The following is a 12685-nucleotide window of genomic DNA, read 5'->3' on the forward strand; positions in this document are numbered from 1 at the left end:
TCCTCCTTCCTTATTGATTATTGTATCTGTCGAGTAAATTCAATGTCCGCAGAATCTCTGCCACATTCATGGCAAACGAAACAGCGCCTCGTCCCTGGAAAGGCGGGTTACCGTCAAACAATTCCGGAATAGAACTGATGCAATGGCATGTCATCTGGTCTTCATAGCTGATCATCTGGCGTTCGACGAACGACACCGCACTCCGTTTGTAAATGCGCAGATAAGCTTCCAGATAGAATCCCTCAAGCCACGGCCATGCAGTTCCCTGATGGTAAGCATAGTCACGCTGGATCTGCGGGCCCACATAGTTCGGATTATAGCCTCCGCTCTTCGGACTTAACGAACGGATACCCTTCGGAGTCAGAAGTTCTTTCGTCACGATATCGACAATGCCCTTCTTCTGTTTTGCATCCAACGGAGAGTAATCCAGCGCAGCGGCAAAGATCATATTCGGACGGACACTCCAGTCCATCATGTTTCCGTCTACATAATCAAGCAGATAGCCATACTCGTTCAAGAACGTTTCAACGAAAGAAGGAGCAGTCTTTTCATAGATGCCCTGCAAGCCGGCAGCGAAGTCCTGGTCATCCGCCAGCAGGTCAGCCGCAAAACGAAGCGCATTATACCAAAGCGAGTTGAACTCAACGATATAGCCTGTACGCGGCACAACCGGCCTGCCGTTTGCTGTCGAGTTCATCCACGTAATCGCTTTTTCACGCCCGTTTGAATAAACCAGTCCGTTGGCATGAACCTCCAGATTAGGATGTTTTCCGGAAACAAGATAATTCATTACATCCTTTATCAGTTGTCCATACTTGTTTTTTGCCGCCTCCTTTGATGTAAATTTAGCATACTGCTGAACTGTCCACATCATCCACAACAGCACATCCGGATGTTCGATTTCCGTCATCTTCAATGCTGAGTCTTCCCCGTTAATGAATGCATAGACACATTTGACAGCCGTATCCATTATTTTCTCAAATTTCTCAACTTCCCCTATTGAGAGTGTCAGTCCCGGAAGAGATACGAACTCGTCGCGGGCGCGGCACTTGAACCACGGATAACCGGCAAGCAGATAGGACTCCTCGCCCTGCTTGTTCAAGAATTGATGAGCCGAGTTTATCAGGCAGTTCTTAAAGTTGTCGCGAGGTGTTCTCCTTTCAGCTTCCTTGGCAAACAATTCGTTAAGCGATTCCGTATCAATGGAAGATATGCCCCCGGAAAAAGTGATGCACTCCCCTTTTTTGATGCTCATTTCAAAATACCCGGGCACATAAAGATCTTCATTGAAGTCATAGCCTCTCTCCTGCTCCTTCGGATACTCGATGCCGCGATACCAGTCCGGCTCAAAATGGAAAGTGACATTCTTGCTGAACTGCATGTAAAGTTCCGGATAGCCCGGATACATGCATGTCTTTATTCCATTGTCCACCTCATCGTAATGGCGGTTGGCCTGCGAATTCTCATGCGTATACTGACGCACGCTTCTGAAAGCCAAATAAGGACGCAGACGAAGGATCGTATCCGAATGCGCATCAACCAGCGTATAGCGGATCAAGATACGGTTTTCATGATGAACAAATACTTTTTCTTTCTTCAGCACAACCCCTCCCACACGATAAATGGTTGTGGGAACTTTCTCACAGTCGAATTCTCTAATGTATTTGTGACCACGAGGACTGAATGTACCGCCGCCGTACTTATGGATGCCCAGATTAAATTCAGCACCATGCTGTATCACAGTTTCATCCAACGAAGACAGCAACACATGATTTTCATCATCCAGTTCCGGAACCGGAATGACAAGCAAACCATGATATTTGCGCGTATTGCAGTCTACAATCGTAGAACAGTGATAAGCTCCAGAGCGATTGGTTCGGAGAATCTCCCTCGTCAAAGATTCCTCCAGATTTGTCATAAGAGTTTTATCAAAACGTAAATAACTCATAGCTGTATATTAAGGTTATAAATTAATAATCCCATGCAAAATAAGTTTTTCACTTTATTTCACCCCAAAATTAGCAATTAAATGTAAACATCAAAACCAAATTGCATTTTTTTTCTCATGCAACTGACGTTTTAGTTTAAAAAGACACAAACGAACAACAAATTCATGCTACACAACACATTTATAGGCACTTCCAATGCCTTATCACGAACACAACCAAACAAAAAGACATACAAAAGGCGGCACAAGCATACAGAATCATCCGCAGTCTTGTGCCGCCCAGGCAAACTCTATGAAGAAATATCAGTCAATCATGTCAAACCCGCAATACGGAACCAGAGCCTTCGGAATGCGGATGCCTTCCGGCGTCTGATTGTTTTCAAGCAATGCGGCAACGATACGCGGCAAAGCCAGTGCGGAACCGTTCAATGTATGGCAAAGTTCCGTCTTCTTGTCGGCCGTACGGTAACGGCATTTCAGACGGTTTGCCTGATAAGTGTCGAAATTCGAAACGGAGCTGACTTCCAGCCAACGCTTCTGAGCCTCTGAATATACTTCAAAGTCATAGCAAATGGCAGCCGTAAAGCTGATGTCCCCGCCGCAAAGACGAAGAATACGGTAAGGAAGTTCCAGCTTCTTCAGCAAACCTTCCACATGGTCCAGCATCTCCTGATGGGACTGTCTTGAATGCTGCGGAGTATCGATACGCACCAGCTCCACTTTAGAGAACTCATGCAGACGGTTCAGCCCGCGCACATCCTTTCCGTAAGAGCCGGCTTCACGGCGAAAACATTCCGTATAAGCACAGTTCTTAATAGGAAGCTGCTTCTCATCCAGGATCACATCACGGTAAATGTTCGTAACAGGAACTTCAGCCGTAGGAATCAGATAAAGGTCGTCCAGATTGCAGTGGTACATCTGCCCTTCCTTGTCGGGCAGCTGTCCCGTACCATATCCCGAAGCCGCATTCACCACTGTAGGAGGCATGATTTCAGTATATCCGGAAGCCTTTGCTTCATCAAGGAAGAAATTAATGAGCGCACGCTGCAGACGGGCCCCCTTACCTTTATATACAGGGAAGCCTGCGCCCGTAATCTTGACGCCCAGATCGAAATCGATAATGTCGTATTTTTTTGCCAGCTCCCAGTGCGGCAGCGCATTCTTCGGAAGTTCCGTTTCCATTCCTCCCATCTTCACCACCACATTGTCTTCGGCCGTAAGTCCTTCGGGCACCTCGTCATAAGGCACATTCGGGATTGTATAAAGCAGATTCTGCAAATCCTCGGCAGCCTTGTCCATTTCCTCCTGCAGTGCCTTGTTGGCTTCCTTCACTTGAGCCACACGCGCTTTGGCAGCTTCAGCCTCGGCGCTTTTCCCTTCTTTCATCAGCGCGCCGATGCTTTTGGAGGTAGAGTTCACTTCCGCCAAGTTATTATCTAATTGACTCTGAGCCTTTTTTCTTCTGTCATTCAATTCAATAGCCTGAGCGATGGCTGCCTTCGCATTGGCAAAGTGCTTTTTCTCAAGCCCGCGGACAACCTTGTCGGTATCCTCCGTAATTTGTTTAATAGTAAGCATATCTTTCTCTATTTTAAACGATTGTCGTCATTTTAATTTGCGCAAAGATATAGTTTTTTATCGAAACTGCGGCCACAATAGTTAAAGACTTTGGCGGATGCGCACCAATTTCTCCAGCAATCCTTCCAGCAGGTCGAGCTTGAGCATGTTCGCTCCGTCACTTTTGGCCACGGAAGGGTCTTCATGAGTTTCCATAAACAGGCCATCCACGCCGACAGCCACTCCTGCCTTCGCTATGGTTTCGATCATTTGCGGCATGCCTCCCGTCACTCCCGAAGTCTGGTTCGGACGCTGCAGCGAGTGGGTGACGTCCAGAATCACCGGATGCCCGAACGACTGCATGACAGGAATGCCGCGATAATCCACAATCAGATCCTGATACCCGAACGTAACTCCTCTTTCCGTAAGCATAACCTGATCATTCCCGGCTTCCACCACCTTATCCGCCGCAAACTTCATCGCTTCAGGCGACAAGAACTGCCCTTTCTTTATGTTAACGATCTTTCCGGTCTTTGCGGCAGCCACCAGCAGATCAGTCTGACGGCAAAGAAAAGCAGGTATCTGAAGGACATCCACATAGCCGGCAGCCATTTCAGCCTCTTCTGCGGCATGTATATCCGTCACTACGGGCACCCCGAATGTATCGCGCACCTTTGCGAGCACCTTCAATGCCTTTTCGTCGCCGATACCCGTAAACGAATCCAGGCGCGAACGGTTCGCCTTCCGGTAGGACCCCTTAAACACATAAGGAATTTTCAGTCTGTCGGTTATTTTCACCACTCTTTCGGCAATCCGAAGAGCCATATCCTCGCCCTCAATGACACAAGGGCCTGCCAGCAGGAAGAAATTTTCTCCCCGGCACAAATCAGCTACTGACTTTATCATATATCAATTAGGTATTATCAAAGTTATCGCTTCGGGAGCGATGGTCACCTCTATCGGGAAATGGCGGTCAAGCCACAAGCGTCCGTCAAGGCTGACTTCCGCATTCTGCGCCCGAAGGATTTTCACACAACGCGTACGATAAGGCTTCACAATCTTATGATTCAGCAGTCTTCCCTTCTGCAGCATCCACAAACCGGATATCAGTTCCCTGAGTTCAGGACGGTAAACCACCGAAACATCCAGCCAGCCGTTATAGGGCACCGCGCTGGGGGTCAGCCCATACCCATAGGCACTGCCTATCGCAACAGCCATGACACGCCCCCGGATATGCTCGTCGTTCACTCTCAGATGCATCCGATAAAGCTTCCGTTCAAAAGCAACAAGAAAAAGAGAAGACAGATACGAAAACAGAGGGATTCCCCAAAAACGGCGGGTTTCGTTTGTTATGCGCACGATCCGCGCTCCGAGGCCCATATAAACAGCGTTCAGAAAATAGCGCGTCTGGTGCTTCTCTCCGTCGAAGTAAGAAAAGACGCCGGCGTCGACTTTTCGCAGGCGCCGGTTGATAAGCACGTCTACCGAAAGTCTGTAGTCATCCGCACTCAGCCCCCAATATTTGGCAAAGTCATTGCCGATGCCATTCGGTATGACGCCCAGCGCTATCGAAGACTTGTCTTCCGCATCCGATCCCATAATGCCGTTCACCGCATCGTTGATGGCGCCATCTCCTCCCACCACCACTATCGTGCGGTATCCGTTATTGGCCAGTGTCCGCGTCAGACGCTCAATTGAGCCGAAGCCCTCCGACTGCACATAATCATACTTCACGCCGCGCTCGTCCAGATATTCACGGATATTCTTCCACCGGCGCTGCGCTTTCCGAGTACCTGCCTTGGGATTGTATACAATCCCCCATCTGTTCGGTTCTACCGCCATAATCGTTCTTATTTTAATAAATTCTCTATCTGTTCCAGTTTCTCCTCCAACGGCAATGCCGCATCGATCCAGTGAATGGTGAATCCCCTCCTTTCCATGCCGCGGAACCAGGTCATCTGCCTTTTGGCAAACTGATGAATGGCAATTTCCAGCTGGCCGAACATCTCCTCATAAGTCAGTTTCCCGATGGCATACAAAGTCAGGTATTTATATTCCAGTCCATAATAGATCAGGTCTTCCGGGCTGATTCCGCTTGCAAGCAAGGCTTTCACCTCGTCAACCATGCCCTCATCAAGCCGCTGTTTCAGCCTGCGGGTTATCTTCTCCCTCCGCTGTTCACGGCCGATTCCGACACCTACCACCAGGCTTCTGATATCGGGGAAAGCCCTTTCCTCCACCTGATGCTGCCTGTAATACTCCTCGATCTCTATGGCGCGTACCGCACGCTTCACCGTATCCACATCCGTCGAGTTATGAAGTTTCTTATACGTTGCAAGAATGCCGGTCAGCTCTTCAAGCGACTTCTCTGCCAGACGCCGGCGGAGTTCCGGATTTTCAGGTACAGGAAGCAGCCGGTAACCTTTCAGCACCGACTCAAGATACATTCCCGTGCCTCCGCACAAGATCGGAAGCATTCCCCTGCTTCGAACATCTTCGTAAGCCGCCAGGAAATCCCGCTGGTACTCAAACACGTTGTATTTATAGCCAGGCTCCACAATGTCTATCAGATGACAGGGAATCCGCTTCCCGCCGACAACATAGTCGTCCAGATCCTTTCCCGTTCCCAGATCCATCCGCCTGTACACCTGCCTGCTGTCTGCGCTGATGATTTCCGTATCCATCCGCCGCGCGAGAGCAGCTGCCAGCGATGTTTTTCCGGAAGCTGTAGGGCCTAATATCGCAATCAAATCATACTCCATACTCCAAACGAAAGGTTCTGACGGCAAAGATAACTTTTTCTGCGCATTCCACACACAAGTGCGCAAAAAAAGCCGCCTGAAAAATCAGACGGCTTTCGCTATATGGTTGTTATAACTGATTAGCAGTTTACAGAAGCCATGTGAGCGATCAGATCCAATACTTTGTTAGAGTAGCCGATTTCGTTGTCATACCAAGAAACAACCTTAACGAAAGTATCAGTCAAGTAAACACCTGCGTTAGCATCGAAGATAGAAGTCAAAGTGCAGCCCAGGAAGTCAGAAGAAACAACTGCATCTTCTGTGTAGCCCAGTACACCCTTCAATTCACCTTCAGAAGCTTCCTTCATAGCAGCGCAGATAGCTTCTTTAGTAGCCGGCTTAGCCAAGTTTACAGTCAGGTCAACTACAGATACGTCCAAAGTCGGAACACGCATAGAGATACCTGTCAGTTTGCCGTTCAGTTCAGGAATAACTTTACCTACAGCCTTAGCAGCACCTGTAGAAGACGGGATGATGTTGCCAGAAGCAGCGCGACCACCTCTCCAGTCTTTCATAGAAGGACCGTCAACTGTCTTCTGAGTAGCAGTTGTAGAGTGAACAGTAGTCATCAAACCGTTTACGATGCCGAACTTGTCGTTCAGAACCTTAGCGATCGGAGCCAAGCAGTTAGTAGTACAAGAAGCGTTAGAAACGAACTGAGTACCCTTAACGTAAGTCTTTTCGTTAACGCCGCAAACGAACATCGGAGTATCGTCTTTTGACGGAGCTGACATAACTACATATTTAGCGCCAGCCTGGATGTGAGCCTGAGCTTTTTCTTTAGTCAGGAACAAACCTGTTGATTCAACAACATATTCTGCACCTACTTCATTCCACTTCAGGTCAGCCGGATTCTTTTCTGCAGTTACACGGATTTCTTTACCGTTAACAATCAGCTTGCTATTTTCAACGTCAGCTTCGATAGTACCGTTGAACTGGCCGTGCATTGTATCATACTTCAACATGTAAGCCAAGTAATCTACCGGGCACAAGTCGTTAATACCTACGATCTGGATGTCGTTTCTGCTCTGAGCAGCACGGAATACAAAACGGCCGATACGACCGAAACCGTTAATACCTACTTTAATCATTTTGTTTAACTTTAAAAGGTTTTATAATAAACTTTATAAACACTCTCCTGTTTGTCTGTTGCAGTCCTCTTTTCCCCGACTGCGATGCAAAAATAAGGAATTCTTTCCAAAGCTCAGCACGAAAACAATAAAAATTGATTAAAATATTCAGCCAGCTCTGCTTTATTATATATATAGGTACGAAAATCGTAACCTCACTGAAACATGTTTGTAAAATTGCAATCTCCGCTTTTCAATTGAAGCGGGAAATAACGGTCATACGGGCCCGTCACCTAAAAAGAAATGCTTTTTCTCAGTTTCAAAGGCTTTGTCCGCCCGCTTTCATCCTTTACGGCCATAGCAGCCGTTGCGCTTATAACTATAACTTTATAATTCATATACGCCGAAATGTCAAATTTCCGAATATACTTCTCGCCCGGTTCAATCCTTATAGCGCGCTTATCCGCCTCCAAAAAATCACTCCTTCTGCTATTGCCATATTCATAATTAACCAAACAATAAGATCCGCCGCCGGGATTCATGTCGCCGGTATAGAATAACATCAAATAATAAGGCGTGCCATTCTCTACCTCATAGACCAGAACATCGCCATCCACCTTTATATCAAGACTGACATTCTGCCCTCTCAACGGGAAAAAGAAACAGAGCATACAGAAACATATCAATTTTAACTTCTTCATAATTGCACACGTTTAGGTTAGAAATCATGTCCTCTTGCTATTGCCCCTTCATTTCATATATTTATTCATCCAAACCATTAAAAGTCAGCCAGCACAGGCCTACCATCGCAATATCCTGTCCATTTTTTCTTTGTAAACATCTTTCTTGTCCTTCAAAGATACAGCTTCTATCTGAACATGGACTTCTACTTCATAAATATCATTCATATTACCCTTATATAATTCCTCCAAGTCATAAACATACTTGTTTTCACCGTACTTGAAAAGAAACATGCCAATCACATATTGAGAAGCATCCGGCTGACAATTAAAAACAAAAAGCGATTTCTTGAAAAGAAGTTTGCCATCCAAATCCTTATACTGCAAAATAACAAAAGAAGCAGTTCCCGGCTCATAATAATTCTGCCCAAAAGAAGGACATAAGCGGAACAATTTGTCCGTATTGTTTTTCACAACAAGAACCAACGTCCGGTCTGTCCGGTTAAAAGACAAATGCGTTTCTATTTGTGAAAATGCCACAAACGGAAACAAAACAAACACTGTAAACAAAAAAGCTTTCATACTTTATTTTTATCAAGCCAGCCAACGTCTGTATCCGGCACATCCATGTTCCAGAAGACATACTCCCTGCCGCCTTGCTCCATATCACAACACCGTCACCTGCTCTCATCGCTGATGCCTTTCATAAATCAAAGAAGCAAAACATGATTCAAAAAGCTATACTTCTATCAATACAAATGACACCTCACCGACATATCCGTCAGTATCCTTATAGTAAACATAACAATGCAAACCTCTATCCGGATTAAAGTTACCATATTGCACCAAATATATATCATTTGGAGTATCATTGACAACCGTATAGTTCAATGTGGCTCCCTTGAGCGTGATATCAAACTTCACATCCTGGGCCTTCAGACCCGGGAACAGGAGCAACAGCAGAAAAAAACAGATGCTTCTCATATCTTTAAGGTTTGTCTGTTTATACAAAGAAAAGAAAAAATCCGCTAATGTCCAAGAAAAAAAACGCAGAAATATCATTCCGGCATTTTAACACAGAAAGCGACAATTATCAAACACAAAGACACAAAAACGCACATTACACTTACATGTAACGAAGCAGAATCTTCCGCTCCAGGAGGAATTTCTTAACAAACACGAACACCAACCCCCTTCAGAATCCCTGTAACGGGAGCAATATACCGAAACAAACTTGCAAAATATCCCAACAGACATCGGAAAATGACGGGACATCCGACCGAAAATGTCCCGACATGTTTGCAAAAATCTCCGCACACGTCACACCAACTGAAAAGAAAGGCTCAAAAACTTGAAAAGGACGGGAATTTTACGCTGGAGCATACCTTCTTCACGCACCGCCCCAAAAGGCAGGAAGAAAGGATAAAGAGGATATACCAAACACAAAGAAGCCAAAAGGCCGGAAGAAAAACCAAAAAGCCATCAAACAGCCCGGAAAGGAAAAAACACATGGCAACAGCACGAAGCATTTCCCTGCATTCCTTCCAGCCTGACGCCCGGCCGGGAGGAAAGGAGCGATTCTCGCGCCTCCGGATTTGCATTATGTCAGAAAGACATTCGCACACATGCAAAAAAATCGTGGCGGTTACAAGCCGCCACGATCCCTATTTTTGAAAAGAACACAAATCAGATCAATACACCAGACTCACGTTATCCACCCAGATTTTGTTGCCGGGAGAACCAACAAACGCCCCTCCCAAACTGGAGGTGAACTGAAGAATCAGGTGGGTGGGCTTTTCATCCGCCCCGGCCCAGCCGTTCTCCTGAATCAGCACACTCTCGCCTTTGCTGTTGCGCGCGTAATAATGTCCGGCGCCCAAACCCATCAGTCCGGCGTCGTAATGCGCGTCGTGCGTGATGTCGCCATAGCTGATTTCATACGTGGCTCCGTTATGCCAGCCTTCTGTCTTGCTGTAGCGCACAACCGCCGTACCCACGCGCTTGGCGATGATGTTTCCGTCCTTGTCTTCCGTACGCTTCTGAAGGAAACAGGTCATAATCGCGCAGTCCTGCCCTTCCACCGTCGACTTGCGGCTGAAACCGGTCTGCCGGATGCGGTTCGGCTCACCCGACATCTGCACCTTGTAGTCATAGCGCACCGCCTTCGGGCGCGAGGTGAACGGCACCCCCGAGTTCAGGGCCTTTTCTCCGTCCTTGGTTCCCGTAATCGGCTCTTTCATGTCGCCGAGAAACAGCGATCCCGAAGCAAGCACCGTGATGTTCACCAGCCCCAGCACCTTCACGCTCTCGATATGTGTTTCAAGGCGCGCGCAGTGACCGCCCGTTTCACGCTTTTCCGGATATACGCTTGTATTGGTCTTTACAATTCCCATAACCTTGGCCATCACGTTTGAGTTCCCCCACGGCGAGCCTCCCTGATTGACGTATGCAATGTTTCCGTCAATCTCCTGCGTAGGCCCCAGCTCATAAAGCAGCTTTGTCTTTCCGCCTATGATGCCCGACTCATGTATCCTGCGGGTAACCCATTGCTCCATGTCACCGTATTTCAGGGGAACCACCTTTTCCTGGGCGCTCATCATGCAAGGAAACGCAAGCAGAGCCAGCCCCGAGATTACTTTAAAAAATTTCATAACCTAATCTAATTCATCATTTTTTAACGGCAACAAAGATACAAAAAAAAGCGACAGTAGCCACACCATCGCTTTCAATCAAGAAATATTGAATACAAAATATTACTAATCAACTATTTATCAGAGGCGATACAGAAGCCATGCTCCCTGGAAGTCTTCGCGGCTCGGGTATTTGGCCTTGAAAGCATCTCTTGCACGGGCAGCCTCGTCGCGCGTGTCGAAGGATGCTGCCACCACGCGATACATGTTGCGCTGTGCATTATACACCACTTTCGCATTATAGCCTTCTCCGTCGAGCCATGTTTTCAGTCCGTCGGCATTGGCCTTGATTCCGAAGCTTCCGCACACAACGCTGTATGCCTTCAGTCCGTCGCCCGAAACCAGTTCCACCTTTTCCTCACGCACAGGAGCTGTAGTGACAGCCGGCTGGGGCGTTGTTTCAACCACCGGAGCGGCTTCTACGGCCGGAGCCTCTGCGGGAGTTTCCGCGGCATTCTGAGCCTCAGCCAGTTCCATCTGCTTTGCCTTTTCATAAGCTTTCTTGTATGCGCTTTCACTCGATTTGCAAGAAGAGAACGCAAGTGCCGTGCACAATGCCATTCCCAATACAACTACTTTTTTCATGTTGTTTATAATCTTAATTGGATTCTCGTCAAATATTTTTTGGCAAAAGTAGCAATATAAAAAGAGGATTTCTATTAAAATCTGTTAATATTGCATTCTTTTGATAACGGAAGTCCATTTTCCATCCGAAAATGTACCATTTAACAGGATTAATTATTAGATTTGTATTGTGTAACTTTTAAATGATTAAATTATGAAAGCATTAAGTATTGTAGCTGCATTTCTGGGCGGTGTTACCCTGGGAGCAGCAGCGGGCCTTTTGTTCGCTCCGGAAAAAGGAGCCGACACTCGTAGAAAAATAGCGGAAGTTCTCCGTAAAAAAGGCATCCGTCTGAACCGTGACGAGATGGACGACCTGGTCGACCAGATCGCTTCGGAAGTGAAAGATGCTGACTGATTTTTTTGCGAAAGTACAACCGGGTGTGGCAAAACTCAGGTTTTGGCACACCCTGCTTTTAGGCTCTTAACGAACATACAGAATATCCGCAATTCCACTCCCTTCCGAAAAGGATCCGGAATGCCACCCTAAACAAACTGAATGACATGTTTGCAAACGAAAACAGCATAAACAACCTGGAAAGTCTTGTAAAGGAAATCAAGAAGTATATCGAACTTCAGGGGCAGTATATCAAACTCGACATCGTGGAAAAACTGACTGTGCTGCTCTCCACACTCATCCTGATTCTGATACTTATTGTCCTTGGCATGATGGCTTTGTTTTATTTCTCATTCATGCTGGTCTATGCCCTCGAACCCGTTGTGGGAAGCCTCATCGGAGCATACGCCGTTATCGGAGGCGTCATCCTGCTGCTGGGAGCCGCGGTATACCGCATGAGAAAACAATGGATATTCCGGCCTATCGTGAATTTCCTCGCCAAACTCTTCCTTGAAGACACAACCGAAAAGAAAGAACAATGAACGAAATCAAAGAAATGATGCCTGCGCAATACAGCGTGCAGCTTATATCGCAACTAAGAGCTAAAAAGAAACAGGAGCTGAAAGAGTCAAAAGAACGGATCTTGAGCCTGACCCAAGAACTGTTCACGCCGCAGCAGAGCAAAAACAAGGCGGAAAACCTCATGCAGCACATCAATGCCGGAATCGCCGCATACGACGGCATACGGACGGGGATGATGATACTGAAACGCATCCGCGCGTTCTTCAACCGGAAAAAGAAATAAGAACGGGACGCACGTGCCCGGACCGGAAGGAAACGCGCAGAAGCGCACATCAGAACACGGAGCCACGGAAACACAGAGTTCACTTCAACGGATGACCAAACAGACTCTCTGCGTTTCCGTGGCTTCATTGGTTACTCCAAAGGCAGACCATTCAATATTCAAATTACAATAAA

14 protein-coding genes are annotated in these 12685 nt (G+C 46.9%); 3 read left to right on the top strand and 11 right to left on the bottom strand.

Going from position 1 to position 12685, the window contains the following annotated elements; genetic code table 11:
• Positions 1–10 precede the first annotated feature (10 nt).
• From NW212_RS10090 to NW212_RS10140, 11 genes are all read right to left on the bottom strand, one after another.
• Positions 11–1948, bottom strand: a complete 1938-nt coding sequence (locus NW212_RS10090; RefSeq protein ID WP_258338520.1) for an amylo-alpha-1,6-glucosidase — start codon at positions 1946–1948, stop codon at positions 11–13.
• Positions 1949–2251: 303 nt separating this feature from the next.
• Entirely contained in the window at positions 2252–3526 is a 1275-nt protein-coding gene (gene serS, locus NW212_RS10095; protein ID WP_258338521.1) for a serine--tRNA ligase, read from the bottom strand.
• Between the two features lie 81 nt (positions 3527–3607).
• Positions 3608–4411: a 3-deoxy-8-phosphooctulonate synthase gene (gene kdsA / locus NW212_RS10100; RefSeq protein ID WP_258338522.1), complete on the bottom strand. Its 804-nt coding sequence runs from the start codon at positions 4409–4411 to the stop codon at positions 3608–3610.
• Positions 4412–4414: 3 nt separating this feature from the next.
• On the bottom strand, positions 4415–5347 hold the full coding sequence (locus NW212_RS10105) for a diacylglycerol kinase family protein (protein WP_258338523.1): 933 nt from the start codon (positions 5345–5347) through the stop codon (positions 4415–4417).
• A gap of 8 nt (positions 5348–5355) precedes the next feature.
• Entirely contained in the window at positions 5356–6267 is a 912-nt protein-coding gene (gene miaA / locus NW212_RS10110) for a tRNA (adenosine(37)-N6)-dimethylallyltransferase MiaA (protein WP_258338524.1), read from the bottom strand.
• Between the two features lie 119 nt (positions 6268–6386).
• Entirely contained in the window at positions 6387–7397 is a 1011-nt protein-coding gene (gene gap, locus NW212_RS10115) for a type I glyceraldehyde-3-phosphate dehydrogenase (protein WP_258338525.1), read from the bottom strand.
• 272 nt (positions 7398–7669) lie between these two features.
• The gene (locus NW212_RS10120) at positions 7670–8077 is read right to left on the bottom strand and encodes a hypothetical protein (RefSeq protein ID WP_258338526.1); all 408 of its coding nucleotides are present in this window, start codon (positions 8075–8077) and stop codon (positions 7670–7672) included.
• A 99-nt stretch (positions 8078–8176) separates the two neighbouring features.
• Positions 8177–8530 (bottom strand): hypothetical protein, encoded by a 354-nt coding sequence (locus NW212_RS10125; protein ID WP_258338527.1) that lies wholly within the window; start codon positions 8528–8530, stop codon positions 8177–8179.
• A 264-nt stretch (positions 8531–8794) separates the two neighbouring features.
• Positions 8795–9040, bottom strand: a complete 246-nt coding sequence (locus tag NW212_RS10130; RefSeq protein WP_258338528.1) for a hypothetical protein — start codon at positions 9038–9040, stop codon at positions 8795–8797.
• A gap of 707 nt (positions 9041–9747) precedes the next feature.
• On the bottom strand, positions 9748–10707 hold the full coding sequence (locus NW212_RS10135) for a PCMD domain-containing protein (protein ID WP_258338529.1): 960 nt from the start codon (positions 10705–10707) through the stop codon (positions 9748–9750).
• Positions 10708–10827: 120 nt separating this feature from the next.
• Complete coding sequence (locus NW212_RS10140) at positions 10828–11331, bottom strand: SPOR domain-containing protein (RefSeq protein WP_258338530.1); 504 nt, start codon at positions 11329–11331, stop codon at positions 10828–10830.
• A gap of 193 nt (positions 11332–11524) precedes the next feature.
• On the opposite strand from NW212_RS10140, the gene NW212_RS10145 reads away from it, so the two are divergent.
• From NW212_RS10145 to NW212_RS10155, 3 genes are all read left to right on the top strand, one after another.
• Positions 11525–11728 (top strand): YtxH domain-containing protein, encoded by a 204-nt coding sequence (locus NW212_RS10145; RefSeq protein WP_258338531.1) that lies wholly within the window; start codon positions 11525–11527, stop codon positions 11726–11728.
• 146 nt (positions 11729–11874) lie between these two features.
• Positions 11875–12249, top strand: a complete 375-nt coding sequence (locus tag NW212_RS10150) for a phage holin family protein (protein ID WP_258338532.1) — start codon at positions 11875–11877, stop codon at positions 12247–12249.
• Positions 12246–12512: a hypothetical protein gene (locus NW212_RS10155; protein WP_258338533.1), complete on the top strand. Its 267-nt coding sequence runs from the start codon at positions 12246–12248 to the stop codon at positions 12510–12512. Before NW212_RS10150 ends, NW212_RS10155 begins: the two co-directional genes overlap by 4 nt.
• Positions 12513–12685: the final 173 nt, after the last annotated feature.

This window comes from Bacteroides sp. ET225 (assembly GCF_024733745.1).
GTDB lineage: Bacteria > Bacteroidota > Bacteroidia > Bacteroidales > Bacteroidaceae > Phocaeicola > Phocaeicola excrementipullorum.